This is a genomic window from Calothrix anomala FACHB-343, assembly GCF_014696435.1.
Taxonomy (GTDB): domain Bacteria; phylum Cyanobacteriota; class Cyanobacteriia; order Cyanobacteriales; family Nostocaceae; genus Aulosira; species Aulosira anomala_A.
In genome coordinates this window covers 1-16,383 of record NZ_JACJQG010000102.1, presented here as the reverse complement: position 1 = coordinate 16,383, position 16,383 = coordinate 1, and the positions used below count along the sequence as shown (strand labels likewise).

General features: G+C 41.4%; 8 protein-coding genes. All 8 read right to left on the bottom strand.

Features of this window, described 5'->3' with window-relative positions; translation table 11 throughout:
- Positions 1-53: 53 nt before the first annotated feature.
- The 8 genes from H6G08_RS37900 to H6G08_RS34430 all read right to left on the bottom strand — a co-directional run bounded on the left by H6G08_RS37900 (position 54) and on the right by H6G08_RS34430 (position 16,183).
- Positions 54-4,112: a beta strand repeat-containing protein gene (locus H6G08_RS37900; protein WP_277877875.1), complete on the bottom strand. Its 4,059-nt coding sequence runs from the start codon at positions 4,110-4,112 to the stop codon at positions 54-56.
- A 35-nt stretch (positions 4,113-4,147) separates the two neighbouring features.
- Positions 4,148-6,208, bottom strand: coding sequence for a glycosyltransferase (locus H6G08_RS34460; RefSeq protein ID WP_190551440.1), 2,061 nt, complete (start codon positions 6,206-6,208; stop codon positions 4,148-4,150).
- A 480-nt stretch (positions 6,209-6,688) separates the two neighbouring features.
- Positions 6,689-7,936, bottom strand: a complete 1,248-nt coding sequence (locus tag H6G08_RS34455) for a calcium-binding protein (protein WP_190551438.1) — start codon at positions 7,934-7,936, stop codon at positions 6,689-6,691.
- A gap of 2,086 nt (positions 7,937-10,022) precedes the next feature.
- On the bottom strand, positions 10,023-10,481 hold the full coding sequence (locus H6G08_RS34450; protein WP_190551436.1) for a PepSY-like domain-containing protein: 459 nt from the start codon (positions 10,479-10,481) through the stop codon (positions 10,023-10,025).
- 779 nt (positions 10,482-11,260) lie between these two features.
- A complete protein-coding gene (locus tag H6G08_RS34445) occupies positions 11,261-12,817 on the bottom strand; it encodes a sensor histidine kinase (RefSeq protein ID WP_190551428.1) in 1,557 nt (518 codons plus the stop codon).
- Between the two features lie 107 nt (positions 12,818-12,924).
- Positions 12,925-13,602: a response regulator gene (locus H6G08_RS34440; protein WP_190551453.1), complete on the bottom strand. Its 678-nt coding sequence runs from the start codon at positions 13,600-13,602 to the stop codon at positions 12,925-12,927.
- Between the two features lie 121 nt (positions 13,603-13,723).
- Entirely contained in the window at positions 13,724-14,698 is a 975-nt protein-coding gene (gene era, locus H6G08_RS34435) for a GTPase Era (protein ID WP_190551426.1), read from the bottom strand.
- Between the two features lie 354 nt (positions 14,699-15,052).
- Positions 15,053-16,183, bottom strand: a complete 1,131-nt coding sequence (locus tag H6G08_RS34430; RefSeq protein WP_190551424.1) for a succinylglutamate desuccinylase/aspartoacylase family protein — start codon at positions 16,181-16,183, stop codon at positions 15,053-15,055.
- Positions 16,184-16,383 lie beyond the last annotated feature (200 nt).

The window sequence follows — 16,383 nt, the reverse complement described above, 5'->3', positions numbered from 1 at the left end:
TGGTAAGATGCACCCTGTTACTTGGTATCTCTGAGTTTGTATCTCTGAGGAATCTAGGAGAATAAGAAGGTTGTTCCGGCTGAGTCAACAATGTTGGTGGCGATATCTGCTTGACTAAAGGGAGTACCAACCAAAGTCAGCAACAAAGTACCCTGGTTAAACCCGGCGTTACCTGCAATTCCATCGCCAACTCGAAATACTGTGTTGCCATTAGTAGTATTGGTAAATACATCAATAGCAGCAATACCACTGAAGGACAGGAAATCTCCCCCTGCTCCTGTAACAAACCCATTAACTCGGTCTTGTCCGTCGCCAAAGGCATAGCGAATGGTATCGCTACCTAAACCGCCACTGATGGTGTCATTTTCTGTACCGCCGACTAAAACATCATTGGCATCAGCGCCTGTGAGGATATCATTACCAGCCGCACCAATGAGGGTATCATTACCTGCTCCACCGTTCAGGTTATCATCGCCGTCACCGCCATCAAGATAGTCATTTCCACCCGCTCCCAGCAAGGTATCAGCACCAGTGTTACCGAAGAGTGTATCGGCTCCAGCACCGCCATTGAGGCTATTGTTAGCTTCATTACCAGTAATGGTATTTGCTATTGTATTGCCGATACCTGTTATGGCTGTACCAGTCAAGGTCAGGTTTTCTACGTTATCGCCTAAGGTGTAGTCAATGCTCGATTGGACAGTATCTGTACCTTCATCGGCGTTTTCTGTAATGGCATCTCCTACACTATCGATGATGTATGTATCGTTACCTAAACCACCACTGGCTGTGTCATTACCAGCGCCACCATCAAGGATGTCAGCACCACCAGCGCCAATTAGGGAGTCATCACCTGTACCACCATTTAAGGTATCGGCTCCAGCACCACCATCCAGGATGTCATTGCCTTCATCACCAGAAAGCAAGTCATTGCCGTTACCAGCTATTAGAGAGTCATCATCTATACCACCATTGAGGGTATCAGCACCAATGCCGCCATTTAGGGTATCGTTACCGCCTAAGCCGTGGAGGATATTGTTGGCATCATTACCGATGATGGTGTTGGCAAGTTGATTACCAGTACCTGTTACGGCTGTGTCAATCAGGGTAAGGTTTTCTAGGTTGTCGCCTAAAGTATAGTCAACGCTAGATTGCACAGTATCTACACCTTCATCGGCGTTTTCTGTAACTGTATCCCCAGCGCTATCGACTACATAAATGTCATTACCTGTGCCACCAATCAAGGTATCGTTACCACCAGCGCCGTTGAGGGTATTATCTAACTCGTTACCTATGATGGTGTTATCAAGCTCGTTACCAGTACCGATGACGGCTATACTAACTAGGGTCAGGTTTTCTAAGTTACTGCTTAAGGTGTAGTTATAGCTAGATTGAACGGTATCTGTGCCTTCGTTGGCGTTTTCGGCGATCGCATCTCCTGCACCATCTACTATATATCTATCATCACCAGCACCACCAATGAGGGAATCATCCCCAGCACCACCATCAAGGGTGTCATTTCCTTCAGCGCCAATTACAGTATCGTTACCGCCAGCGCCGTTAAGGCTATTATTGGCATCATTACCTGTGATGGTATTAGCAAGTTCATTACCTGTGCCGTTTTCAGCTGTACCTAATAAAATTAGGTTTTCTAAGTTGTCGCTTAAGGTGTAGTCAAAGCTAGATTGTACAGTGTCTACCCCTTCGCCTGAGTTTTCGCTAATCGTATCTCCAGCGCCAAGTATGTAGTTATCATCACCAGCACCACCTGCTAGGGAGTCAGCACCAGCACCACCATCCAAGGTATCGTTACCACCAGCACCATTAAGGGTGTCAGTACCATCACCACCATTAAGGATATTGTTGCTAGCGTTACCTGTAATGATATTGGCATCTGCATTACCAGTACCGTTAATCGCCGTACCAATTAAGGTGAGGTTTTCTAAGTTACTGCTTAAGGTGTAGTCAAAGCTAGATTGCACAGTATCTACACCTTCGCCAGGGTTTTCTGTAATCGTATCCCCAGCACTATCAACTATGTAACTATCATCACCAGCGCCGCCAATCAGGGAGTCAGTACCAGCACCACCATCAAGGGTATCATTCCCAGCCGCACCAATTAGGGTATCAGTACCATCACCACCATTAAGGTTGTTGTTGAGTTCATTACCTGTAATGGTGTTGGCGCTTGTATTACCAGTACCGTTGGCGGCTGTACCTAATAAAATCAGGTTTTCTAAGTTGTTGCTTAAGGTGTAGTTAAAGCTAGATTGAACTGTATCTGTACCTTCGTTGGCGTTTTCGGCGATCGCATCTGTGGCGCTATCAACTATGTAACTATCATCACCAGTACCGCCAACCATTGAGTCATTACCTGCACCGCCATCAAGGGTGTCAGCACCAGCATTACCAATCAGGGTATCGTTACCGCCAGCACCGTTAAGGCTGTTATTGCTAGCGTTACCTGTAATATTATTGTTTTCTGTATTACCCGTACCACTGACTGCTGTACCAGTCAAGGTCAGGTTTTCTAAGTTATCGCTTAAAGTATAGTTTTGGCTGGCTTGAACTGTATCTATGCCTTCGTTGGCGTTTTCTGTAATCGTATCACCGCTATCAAGTATATATGTGTCGCTACCTGTGCCACCTACCAGGGAGTCAGCACCAGCACCACCATCAAGGGTGTCATTTCCAGCACCGCCAATTAGGGTATCGTTACCACCTAAGCCATTGAGGGTATTATTACCAGTATTTCCAGTAATAATATTATTCAGTGTATTACCTGTGCCGCTAACGGCTGTACCAGTTAAAGTCAGGTTTTCGAGGTTGTTGCCTAAAGTATAACTAGCAAGGCTAGAACGAACAGTATCTATACCTGCATTGGCATTTTCAACGACAACATCGCCTGTAACATTGACTGCATAAGTGTCATTACCTGCACCACCAACCATCCTGTCACTACCAGCGCCGCCATCGAGATAATCATCACCGCCAGCACCGTTGAGGGTATCGTTACCACCATTACCAAATAGGTTATCGCCGCCGCTAGTACCGTTGAGGGTGTTGTTACCGCTATCACCAAGAGATAAACCGATCGCATCCACCGCGATCGCGCCTGTAAGATTGGCACCAATAAAGGTAGCATTGGTAAAGTCGCCCTTTGACAAATTAGCGTTACTCAAATTGGCTTCAGTAAAATTTGCTCCATTGAAAAACGCATCTGTTGTCAGCACTCCACTCATGTTAGCCCCGGTAAAATTGGCATTGGTGAAGTTACTTTTCGATAAATCAGTACCTATCATTCTGGCGCTACTGAAATTTGAGCCAGTCAAATCGGTGGCGATTAACTTAGCTCCACTCAAATCTGTAACTGTGACAGCGCCATTAGCAGCTACATAAGCACTAAAATCAGAACCGATTAAAACCGCATCATCTACAATAAAGTTAGTTAAATTAGCACCACGAAACCTTGCATTAGCAGTCTGTCCTGGTTCTAGAGGCGCATCACTGAGAACAACATTACTGAAATTAGCTAAGTCAAATATTGAATTTATTATAGTTAAATCTGTGAGTTTTGCTAATCGGAAATCAGCACCAGTTGCATCAACATTGACTAAAAGAGTTGCTTCAAAATCAGTTTCTTCTAATTTGGCATTGGTTAAATTTGCACCTGTCAAATCAGCAGCTTTGAGCTTCGCCTTAAATAAATCGGCTCCAGTAAAGTTAGTACCTCTAAAGTTTGGACGCTCCGATTGTTCGCCGCTTAGATTAGCTTCTCGCAAATTGGCATTAGTCAAATTAGCATTGGAGAAGTTAATAAATTTAGTGGCAACTAATGACAAATTAGCCCCAGTTAAATTGGCTCCTCTAAAATTGACATTTTCTAATGTCGCTTTAAATAAATTAGCCGGGCCAAAGCTAGTATTTGGGGCAAAGATGGCATTACGGGCATCAACATTATATAGTTTAGCTTCTTCAAAGTTTGTCCCCCTCAATTGTGTATTAACTAAAAGCACATTGGTGAGAGTAGCTTTGAAAAATGTCGAACCATTCAGGTTTTGACCAGTAAAGTCGTTTCCTACTAAAAGTTGATTACTAAAGTTTAAAGCTGGCATATTACGCTCCAATTAGGGTTTAAAGAAGTAAAGATTTAAGCGGAATGTTGGATATCTACAGATTGGGATTGAGCAGTTTTTTGCATTTGCTCTTTTAACCAAGCCGCAAACAGTTCGTTGAGCAGCCGTTGTTGCATTGGTTTGTCAAATTGTGCTGGTATAAACTTTTCTAATCGCACAATTAACCACAAATCACCAATATTTTTAGGTGGCAATAATTGTCCGGGTTGGCTGATGGCAAGAATGCGGGCAAGTTGGGGATGAGGCGTACTCAATGATACAGGCCCTATTAACCCGTCAGTTTGGGCTTCTGCACCTTGGGAATATTGTTTTGCGAGTTCAGCAAAGGACTGTTCACCTTCTAGTAGACGAAAGTACAATTCCTGCGCCACCGCACCATCACGAAGGCGAATCAGAGAATAAACAACCCGATCAAGTTTGGGTTTGATTTGGCGAAAATGATTCTCTAACTTGCTACCCCAGGTGGCTTTTTTGAATTTCTCGATTCTCAGATTGCGAGTTGCTAAATCTAAGAATTGGGCTTCATTCATCCCTTGCTGTTTTAACCAAGCTTGGCGTTCTGCTTCCGATGACAATTGATTTTGTGCGCAAAACTCTTGATAACACTGGGTTTTTTCTTCGTTGCTACAGGTAAAAGCAGCGATCGCACTATCTATTATCAATTCTTGCTGCAGCTTGGGTAGCAGTTGATAGCGGCTCAACAGAGGAATAATTTCTTGGGTGGTTAAGGTTTGATGATTAACTTGTAAAATTTGCGCAGATTTAGCTAAAGACTTCTGGGCTTTTTGTTGTTTCCCAAATCCCTTAGATTCGCTACTATCCACCAACTCTAACTTTCTTCCCTCCCAAGGCGAAATTAGTTGAGGTTCTTCTGATTGCTGTATCCATTGCAAATGTTGGGGTAATAGTTGGGCTAAATCATAGCGCTCAAGCACTGTTTGTCTAGCCTTAGCGCGAATCGCCGCCATTTTATCTGGATGGTTGAGGGCTTCTAAAATGCGATCGCATATTTCCTGGGGTGAAAAGAAATCTGCTAACAATCCGTTAACACCATCTTGAATCACCTCCATCACCGGCGCAGTTCGCGAACCCACTACCAAACAACCTGTAGCTAAAGATTCGATTAATGACCAGGATAAAACAAAGGGACGAGTTAAATAAACATGAGCCGATGAAGCTTGCAGTACTTGCAGATATTCAGAATAAGGTAACCAACCTGTAAAATGAATCCGGCTGAGGTCGAGATCGTATTTTTCTAGCATCACCTCCTTATAGGTTTTACCATCGGGGAGTTTCTTTCCATAAGCAACACGGTTTTCACCGACAATCACCACATGACAGTTAGGGCGTTGTTGCTGGAGTAAAGCCACCGCTTCAATAAACTGGGGAAATCCCCGATAAGGTTCCATACCTCTAGTAGCATAAGTGACAATCTCTTCAGCATGGGAAAGGTCAAGATTGATCCGGGGTAAAACTAACTTAGCACCGGGATTTGGGGAGAAAAAATTAGTATCAACCCCGTCATGCATTACGGTAATTTTGTTGTGATATTCTAACGGGAATTGCTGACGCTGCCAATAGGTAGGAGACAAACCGCGATCGCAACTATATAAATCTTGTAAAATAGGCGCATTTTTAATTCTAATCCGGGCTTCATCATCAGCCGTCATGCGATCGCTGGGATCAAAGTCTGCGTCAGTCCCATGAGCATGATAAAACCACTCAAAATAACAAAGTAATTTAGCCTTCGGAAAAATATCTTTAATAAATAAAGTCGGGCCCCAACCCGAATGACCATAAACTACATCGGGAACAAACCTCTGTGCTTTCAGTTGCTCTGCTAGGCGATACACAGCTTGACCTTGCAGCACCGCATTTTCTAAGGGTTTAACATAATGGTGCGTTTCTGGTCTAGCTTCTCGTTTAGGGTTATAAACCACTCGATTAACACCAGCCAAACTACCTTCTTGGCGAGTCGTACCAAAAAAAACTTGGTTATTTTTGTCCTGAGCTAACGCCGCAGCCACATGCCGAAATTGGGCAGGGAAATTCTGATGTAAAAATAATATTCGCATGGCTTGTTAAATATTAGTTTTCTGCTCGCTGATTATGGGTAAGCAGATTCTCGATAGATTGCAAAAATCGAGAATCTGACAAGCAAAAAAACCTGGTGGGTATGTAATTGGAGGTATTTGCGATTGATCGCCAAACAATTTGGAGTTTTAGACCTTATACCAATTCAACATGAAGATGCATATAATCTAGCCTGCAAAGGCAGGCTTTGTAATGATAGCCCCAGGCTTCCAGCCTGAGGGCGTTATGTGCAGCCTCACATAAAATTGGTATTAGGGTGTAGGGTGATTATTGCTCGCCCTACTATTGCTCAAAGTTAACTTTGAAGTCCATAAAGAAATCAAATAGTTATAATTGAGACTTAATCCCAAGAGTAGCTCAACAAGTTGTCCAGACTCTGTAGCTACTCTTGAAGGTTGGGGTAACTATTAGGTGTGTGTTACTTGGTTCGCACCCAAGTACACCGCCTAGTTGCCCATTTCTTAGACGACAGGATCGGTAACGAAATCTGATGCGTCGAACGCTCCACGGTTCACCCCTGCAACAAAAGCTAAGGTTTCAGATTGAGCAGGAGTAAAGCCCTCAGTCAGAACATAGATGCGAGTACCAGTCACTCCACCAATAGTGGTGTTCTGGAATCCTAGATCTTCAAATTGCAGCAGTTCAAGGAAGAAGTAGTCAGTACCATTTTGGAAATCAGTGACATAGTCGCCAGCAGGAACAGGTACAGGTGGCTCACCAATTTGGGGTGGTTCTGGAACAAATTCGGTGTATAGCAATTGGAAGTAATCAGTGTCAGCACCGCCTGTTAGGGTGTCGCGTGCGGTTTGGGTTTCTGGATCTTCACCACCAAACACAATATCAATCCCAGCGCCACCGATAACGCGGTCAACGCCAGCGCCACCATCGAGGAAGTCATCGCCAGCACCGCCATTGAGGACATCATTACCAGCAAGAGATTCAGCTACACCAAGGTCACCGTAGATGGTGTCATTACCACCAAGTCCTTGGAGGTTGTCAGCACCCTCACCACCATCAATGTAGTCACCGTCAATACCACCTCTGATGGTTTCTAAGCCTGCACCGCCTAATAGGGTACTAGAACCAGCACCACCATCGAGAATGTCATCGCCGTCACCGCCATCGAGGTAGTCAATGCCGTCTCCACCTAAAAGGGAGTCATTACCAGCATAGCCGTAGAGGGTGTCATCGCCACCGCCACCCAAGATGGTATCAGCGCCACCGCTAATTGTGTCGTTTCCTTCGCCATAGAGAGTGTCATTCCCATCTCCGCCATCTATGTAGTCAGCACCTCCAACAAGAGTATCTGCTTCTCCGCCATCCCCGTACAGCGCGTCATTAGAGAAACTGCCGAATAAGGAGTCATTACCGGCACCGCCTAGCCCTGTATCTTCAAAACCAACATAGATAACATCAATACCTGCACCACCATCGAGGTAGTCTTTGCCATCAAATGCATCGTCAGCATCCGTACCGCCATACAGGGTATCATTACCAGCTTCACCAAATAGTGAGTCTTCGCCAGCATCCCCAAATAGTCTGTCAGCACCAGCGCCACCAAGCAGTTCGTCTTTATCGTTTCCACCCCGGATCAGGTCATTACCACCTAAGCCATTGAGGATGTCATCACCGTCAAAACCACGTATAGTATCGGCATTCGCAGTTCCTGTGAGGGTATCGGGTAGTGCTGTTCCGTTTCTTACTGCCATAAATTTATCCTCTTTGATTTGAGAAAACGCAAATTTTGCTAGTCAAATTCAATTATTCAATGTACAAGTCACAGCTCATTTGTTAGCACTCTCACCACTCCCCTCTCCCAAATTTGAGAGAGGGGAAATCAAGCCATAGTGAGAAAATATTGCTTGCTTTCGCGATACATACTCCCAATTACTCCACCAGAAAAAATTTTCACTAAAACGTTTGTTGAAAATTCACACATCAGTGTAGAATGATTAAATCATTGTTAAGCCATAGCCAATCTAGCCATCCTAAGCCCGGCATAAATACATAAATTTATGCCCCATAATCTGCCGCCAGCTATCTTAGAAGCCTGTTGTCAAACTTCGCTCTATACCTACATTACGTGCAGTTATTTCACCAGCATGAAACTGTGTTTACCTAATATGCACCCAGCAAATTATGCTAGGCAAATGCCAAATCAGTAAACTTGGAAATTTCATACCGTGAAAACTAACACCAGTCGCTTGGAGCTAATTAACTATTACGAAAGTCTTTGATGGGAAACACTCAATACCGAATTGCCTTAACCATAGCACTAATTTACCAATTATCTTTCGTGCTATAGATTCTCTCGCCTAAAAAGTACGTCGAAAAATTCAGTTCTCTAGCCTTAGTTATTAGTCTCTAGCCAAACATTACCGTAGATTTCATTTGTGCTTAACTGCAAATCTTAGGTAAGTACAAACAGTGATAATCATCGAATTACAAGGATATCAATTGTAAATCAATAAAATTAATCTCTGCCTGTAACAATGTAATTCTATCATTAGAGACTATTCTTATTTATCACAAATTTAGCTGATCTGCAATGACATCATTTAAGTAGGTCGGACAATGCTGAAATAGCGGTTTATTGCCGAGCCTTTTGATGATGCAATCTTTTTTTGCCAAGAAGCTAAAACAGTAGTATGTAAATAACATGATAGTAGACCACCCAACCCCAAAATTAAAGTCGATTGCCAATTTACTGAGATTTATAACTTAAGTAATCACCGATTGCCAAGAGCTTTTGTTATTTACTAAAGCCTAGTTAACTACCATTTATGTAAGCAGTTGTTTAAACTTATGAATTAACATTTACTTGCTCTGGTAAAGTGATGTACATATGTTTTAGTCACTTATCTAGCCGGGTCTAAAGAAAAAATTAGTTTTCTTAAGAAATCTATTTAGGAATCACGAGTAGTATTCTCTTATGCATACTATACATCTGTCAATATCTGAAAATGCTATTTTGACCTCAAGATTATTTCCAATATACTGATTTTTTGTCAATCGAAATTACATTGTCAAATATAAATATTCGATAAAGCGGAAATGATTTTGAGCAGAATATAAAGATTTGATAATCACCTAAATTATTGAGCAATTACCTTGCTGTGAATGGGTTTGGCGATTTTAAACACACTTTTTAAACATACATGATTCTACTTCTATTGAGCAACGCAACCATATAGCAAATCGGGAGTCGCTGCAGTTCTTGTCTTGTGTGGATTGGATTTTGAGTGCTGAATACTATTCTGATGATTGTTTCTTCATAGAATTTACCTTTCTGCTCATATTCATTTCCGACGCAATCCAACAATCTCTATCAAAAGATAGATGCAAATTTATGTTTTGTATAGATGAAAAATATATCTGTTCGTGAAATTAGCCTTCTCAAGCTAATTATAAGGATTACCGATACTATCTCACTCAACCATTGATAGAACTAATGTTTACCGCAGGTACGAGATAAATTATTCAGGGATATGTCGCTCAAACCACCGTCAGAAAACTGGACTGTAATTGCCAAAAGTGCTTTTATCTTCTGGGTTTAGAGGCTGCTATTTTTTTGTGAAAGATTTATGAACTTGGTTGTGGGTTCTTTCCCACCAAAGGCTAACTCAACAACAGACGACAGAACGCGGCGAGTAGTTCCCCAAATTTTCGACAAGTAACAACTCCCCAGAGCGTAGCAGTCAATAGTCAATAGTCAATAGTCAATAGTCATTTGTCAATAGTCAACCCATGCCCAATGCCCAATGCCCAATGCCCAATGCCCAATGCCCAATACCCCTAATCTTCATATAAATCAACTTGAGGATTACCGTTAACATCAAAATATAATTCGCTTTCAGTTTCACCATCGGTAATATCTACTTCGTAAAACTTTCCCTGAGGTGTAATTTCAATTTCGTATTTTGTAATAATAAATTGAGGATGTTCTTTTTTGATACGTTTTATGATAATGTCGGGAAATTCTTTTACTGTTACTAAATATTCTGTTTCTAACCATTCACCTGTATTGGAAAACTCAACTTCAGTAGCAATATTTTTATCAATAAAACTGGCTTCATAACCATAGTGATGCTTTACCCAAGCCGGAGAAATTTGGGGATATTTGGCTTTAAATGCGGCTTCTACACTTGTTGGTACTACTACAGCTTGTTGGTGATTTTTCAAGCTATTGCAAGCCGTTAAAATTAAAACTAGCACCCATTTCCAAGTATTTAGTATAATTGATTCAAATTGCATTATTTTTAATTGTTTTTTTACAGAGAAAATTATTATTTGATTGTTGAAACTTTAATATCAAATTACTATTTTATTTTAGCAAAAATACCTACTGTAGACTACTATATTCTATTATTCTATGCTGCTTTTAAGTTGCACAATCAATCATGAGGGGTGTTGATTGTTGACGGTTGACGGTTGACGATTGACTGCTTTTATTAGTAAATATGCAATTTAGACGCATATAGCATTCTTATTTCATTTGTGAAAAAACAAAGTAAATTTTAACATCCTTCTTTTTTGTTCCCTGCGTTAACGAGTAATTTTCACAACTCATTTAGGATTGCTATACACAGCAAATTGCTAGTTGGTAAAATAGCGATAATCGTTGATTGTAGAGGCATTGGCACTGCCATGCCTTCTAGAATATATTGATGTGCTACAAAAACTATTTCTTTAAATTGGTATTACCAAAGTTACAAGCTAGGAAGGTTTAGCAGTGCTAAACCCCTACGATAAACCACATCTATTTTATTTTGAGAACCATAGTTTTAAAAGTAGTGGGAGCATCTTGCTCCCTGCTCTTGGTAGCCGGCAAGACTTCGGCGCGATCGCTCAGTCGAATGCAGCCCGCACTACGCCAGGTTTCAAAATGGACGAGGTTTAGTTGGGTTTTTTCAAGCATAAAGATTGGGTATTTACGATCAATAGGTAAGTAGTAGGTTTGGGATTTGCAAAAGTGAAACAACAAAATTCTTTGCTATAGTTAAGCGTGTTAAAGAAAAATTTAGCATTTCTAACTATTTTCTTTCTTGGGGTGGTTCTAAAGGTAGAATTATCGTGAATTTCGCGCCTGCTCCCTGCTTACTTTTCACAGTAACATGTCCACCATGAGCTAGTGCAATGGCTTGAACAATAGATAATCCTAAACCTGCGCCTTCGGAACGACGACGACTATTTGCAGAACGCGCAAAACGTTGAAATATTCTTTGTTGCTCGGCTTCAGCAATGCCTTCTCCTGTATCATGCACCCAAAAGCTAACTTTATCTTGATGTATCGCTGAACCAAGGGTAATACTATCAGTATCTGTGGTATGTTGGGTAGCGTTTTGGACTAAATTCATCACAGCTTGGGTAAGACGCTGGCGATCGGCGACGATTTTACATTTAGCGGTAGCTTGAAGTCGCCAGTTGCGATCGCCTAAAGCTTGAATTTTGGCATACAATTCTTCGGTTAAAGCACAAACATCCACTGTTTCTAAGTGCAAAAAATCAGGATGCTCGGCTTTTGCTAGTAAAATCATGTCATTGACAAACCGATTCATCCGTTCTAGTTCATCCATGACTAAGGCGAGAGTTTCTTCTATTTCTTCTGGGTGATTCCCCATCAATTCTAGATGACCGCGAATAATTGTAATTGGGGTGCGTAATTCGTGCCCCGCATCATTAATAAAATTGCGCTGACTGATGAAAGCATTTTGCAATCTATCCATCATGGCATTAAAGGTAACTGCTAGTTCTGCTAGTTCTCCTTGACCGCTAACAACAATTCGTTGATTTAAATCTGAGGCGGTAATATTACAAGCAGTTTCGTTAAGCAAGCGTAAGGGAGCGAGGATTTTTCCGGAAGCAAACCAAGCTAAGATTAAAGCTAAAATTACAACTGCTGCACCTACCTGAACGATAACTGCTACCGCTTCTACTACCTCTCCCCGTTCGCCAAAAGTCGGGTGAGCAATGACAAATACACCCATCACTTCGCCTTTAATTTTTACAGGTTGCGCTAGATAAACGATACTTTCTACAGCACTACCAGGAATTATTTTTTCCCCTTCTTTTGCTTGAGTTAAAGTCCCAAAATAGCGCATTATTTCCGAATCTCGGCTTAGTTCTTTGGGTCTGGCTCTAGGACTGGATTTATAAAATTTACCTTCGATTAAGGCGATTAAATATGTGTCATCTTCGGGGATCTGCGTACCTAAAAAACCATCAAAAAAATCTTTTAACTCTTTTTTTGAGGTTGGCGGTTGAATCAGGCGGTTATCAGACTCTTTGAGTTCATTAATCACTTTGTTATCGTCGCTACTATCTGGATGTTCCCCAAAAAAAAGAGGTTGACCAGTGATTAAATCCTCAAAAATCCTCATTTTGGCGTTGTTCTCTCGCTGAACGCGGCTATTAACTCTTGCATATAAAACTTGCCGAAAAGCGGGAATAAAGACGACAAACACAATGCCTAGAATTAACACATACCAGAAGAGAATGCGGGTACGTGCAGCCCAAAAAAACCCTTTATTAGGTTTTGGATCGGTTGTCGCTGTTGCTTGGCTATTACTTGTGTTTTCCCCATTTATCATATTCTTCTCATGAGAAATTATGGCTGTTGGATTAGCCTTGATACCTGGGTGAAAACCGCAGGGTTTGTCGCATATTTTATGCTAATTTCTAGGGCGATATCTAGTAATTACACTAATCCCGATCGCAGGGCGACAACTGCGGCTTGTACGCGATCGTCTACTGCCAATTTATTCATAATTCCCCGGACATGGGTTTTGACGGTATTTGGGCTGAGATAGAGTCTTTCGGCAATTTCTGGATTACTCAAACCATCTACCATGAGTTTTAATACTTCCAACTCCCGCGCCGAAAGATTTGCGGTGTTTCCTTTTGCGGTTGGGGGACGCAGATTTTCAATTACTCGCCGCGCAATTTGGGGATCGAGATAAGTTGCGCCATCAATAGCAGCTGCGATCGCACTTAATAACCGCTCTACACTCGCACCTTTGATACAATAGGCATCTGCACCGCTAGATAATGCGGCAATAATTTCTGTTTCTGTTTGATGGGATGTCAGCATGACTACATGGGTTTCTGGTAATGCAGCTTTAATTTGCTGTGTCGCTGCAATTCCATCAAGTCTTGGTAACCCGATATCCATGACTACCAAATCGGGTTTAAGTTTTAATGCTGCTTGTACGCCTAAATAGCCATCTTCTGCTTGTCCGACAATTTCCAACTGGGGATGAACCATTAAAGATTGTTCTAGCCCCAGTTGCATCATCGGATCGTCTTCTACAATTAAAATGCGCAATGGCGGTGCATCTGTGGGCAAATTGAAGAAGGAACTATTATCTGAAGACATTCTCATCGTTAGGGGTTAAGAGTCAAGAGTCCATAGTCAAAAGTCAACAGTCTCTAGTCCAAAATTTAATCACTCATGACCATTGACCATTGACCATTGACCATTGACTAATAACTAACTTCTATTCTTCCACGCGATACCCTAACTCTGCTAAACTCACGCGAGATTGTCGCCATTTTGGTTGGACTTTGACGAATAATTCCAGGTAGACTTTACCGGAAATTAGCTTTTGAATTTGTTCGCGCGCCGCGCTCCCAATGGCTTTGAGCATTGAACCACCTTTACCGATGAGAATTCCTTTTTGGGAATCTCGTTCTACGTTGATGGTGGCGAGAACGCGGGTAATGCTTGGGGTTTCTTCTACTAGATCAATCGCGATCGCTACTGAATGGGGTACTTCTTCGCGGGTTAACAGTAAAATCTGTTCGCGAATTAATTCGCCCATAATAAAGCGTTCTGGTTGATCGGTGACTAAATCTGGCGGGTAGTAAAAGGGGCCGTTGTCTAAATTTTCAATCAGTAAATTTTGCAATTCTGGCAATCCCAAGCCAGTTTTGGCAGAAAATTTGACTGTTTGCCATTGATATAATTCAGCCAAGTGTGTGTAACTATCATCTATCTGCTGGGAATCGGTGGGTTGTTGATCGACTTTGTTCAATCCTAAAATTACTGGTGTTTGACTGCGACTGAGCAATTCTGCAATAAAGCGATCGCCTGCACCACAAGCTACTGTACCATCTACCACAAATAGCACTACATCTACTGATTCGATGGCTATTTTGGCATTTTGCACCAGTACCTCTCCCAATTGATGATGGGGTTTATGAATTCCTGGTGTATCGACAAAGATTAACTGTGCTTCTGGTGTAGTTAAAATCCCTCTTAAGCGATTACGTGTAGTCTGAGCTACCGGGGACGTAATCGCTATTTTTTGCCCTACCAATTGATTCATTAAAGTAGATTTACCGACATTAGGGCGACCGATAATGCCGATGAAACCTGACTTAAACTCAGGAGGAGCTTGGGGAATCGATACTTCTCCTGAAAAAGAGAAGATGTGATTATCAATACTAGTCACCTTTAGCTCCACCGTCATATTTTATAGTTGGGGTAAGTTGTTTTTTTTCTTAGACAAGTAAGAAACATAAGATCACCCTGGCATTTTTTAGGGATTGCCTCTGCTTAAGTTTAATCTACTACTAAATATATTTTGTTCCAATATCCAAAAAAGAGATAGGACTATACAAACTAGTTGAGTTTTTCTCTCTTGTTGGGTATTGCTTTTATGATAACACTGTGCTGCAATTGTGTTTCATTGTGCCATAAATACCGACTGTCGAGAAGTCCAACCCCTTGGGGGGAATTCAAAATTTAAAATTGAAATTATGAGACTTTTTTCTTTGCATAAATCAACAATAGTGCTAATATCCAATTTTTCACTAAGCGGTAACTACTGAATAATTCTCAGGACTAATTCGCCTTGATTCACAGCTTGATTAGTGGAAATTTCATATACTAAGCCATCATTTTCGGCAAAGATATCTATCGTCTGAGGTAATTGGCTTTCTTTATTGAAACTCAGAATTTGATAGAGTCTATCGTTAGCATTGACTTTACTACCTACTTTCACTCTAGATTGAATCATGCCGCCGGCGATCGCATAATATTTCATGATTTTACTGGATGCAGAAAAAGTCATTTGCTGGTTGCTGGTGTTTGCTTGGGGAAATTCTGGTATTTGCAATACGCCTTTTTGGAATAAATAATTTTTTATACCTAAAATACCCTTGGCTACTGAGTCAGGATGCATCTGCATTCCTGAACCTAGTTCCATTGTCCAAGCTTCGATATCAAATTGAATATTTCTCCCCAATTTTTGAAAGCAAGCTTCTAGGGCTAACCAAGGCTTGATAAAAGCTTCGTCAAAGGCATCACCATCATAAGTATCTAGTAAAATGCCGTAATCTAGGAGAAAATATTTGGCGCTTTCTTGGCGATTTCGGAAGTAATAAAGGTAGTCTATAGCTTGATTTGTCGAACTATGTAAATCAATTAAATAGTCTGCATCTATACACATAGACTGCAATTTATAGGCAAATTGTTCAGTATAAGGTAACCCAGAGGGGGAATTAATTTTTTCTAAAATTTTGGCGAATTTTTCTCTAATCGTAGTTAGATAATTGAGTCGGACGACCTCTCTATCAAGCTGAAGTTGAGATTTAGTAAAAGCTACTAAATCATCAGCTTCTTTTTCGTAGTCCCAAAATATCCGATTCCAGTCTTTCGCTTCGTAAACACAATATCTTCCAGGGGAAAAATGGTGCGATCGCTCGTTGACTCCCATTGGATTGCAAACCGGAACTAACCAAATTTCCCCACATAAGTTTGTATCATTTATTGTGAGCAGAAAGTCAATTAATTGCTGAATAACTGCATTACCAGCGATTTCTGCACCATGTAAGTTGGATTGGATGTAAACTTTTTTACCAGGCTTTGCGCCAATAAATTTGTAAACTTGTAAAGATAAGCGATCGCCTGAAGCCATTTGGCGTAAAAAAACTGTTTCAATAATTGGTTGCATAAAAATTCAAAATTCCAAAATAAAACAAGTATGATGGGCATTACCCACCATACCCATATTGGGAGCATCCCAATTTTGACGCAATACCCTAGAAGGGTATTGCTATACCAACAAAGCCTGCCTTCGCAGGCTAAAAGTTTGATAGCCTGCGAAGGCAGGCTTCGTATTTCTAGCCCCACCCTTATAGGGTGAGGGCGTTT

Coding starts and splice junctions, on each gene's coding strand:
- H6G08_RS37900 (WP_277877875.1), bottom strand. CDS start 4,112: ATGCCAGCTTTAAACTTTAGTAATCAACTTTTAGTAGGAAACGACTTT.
- H6G08_RS34460 (WP_190551440.1), bottom strand. CDS start 6,208: ATGCGAATATTATTTTTACATCAGAATTTCCCTGCCCAATTTCGGCAT.
- H6G08_RS34455 (WP_190551438.1), bottom strand. CDS start 7,936: ATGGCAGTAAGAAACGGAACAGCACTACCCGATACCCTCACAGGAACT.
- H6G08_RS34450 (WP_190551436.1), bottom strand. CDS start 10,481: ATGCAATTTGAATCAATTATACTAAATACTTGGAAATGGGTGCTAGTT.
- H6G08_RS34445 (WP_190551428.1), bottom strand. CDS start 12,817: ATGATAAATGGGGAAAACACAAGTAATAGCCAAGCAACAGCGACAACC.
- H6G08_RS34440 (WP_190551453.1), bottom strand. CDS start 13,602: ATGTCTTCAGATAATAGTTCCTTCTTCAATTTGCCCACAGATGCACCG.
- era (WP_190551426.1), bottom strand. CDS start 14,698: ATGACGGTGGAGCTAAAGGTGACTAGTATTGATAATCACATCTTCTCT.
- H6G08_RS34430 (WP_190551424.1), bottom strand. CDS start 16,183: ATGCAACCAATTATTGAAACAGTTTTTTTACGCCAAATGGCTTCAGGC.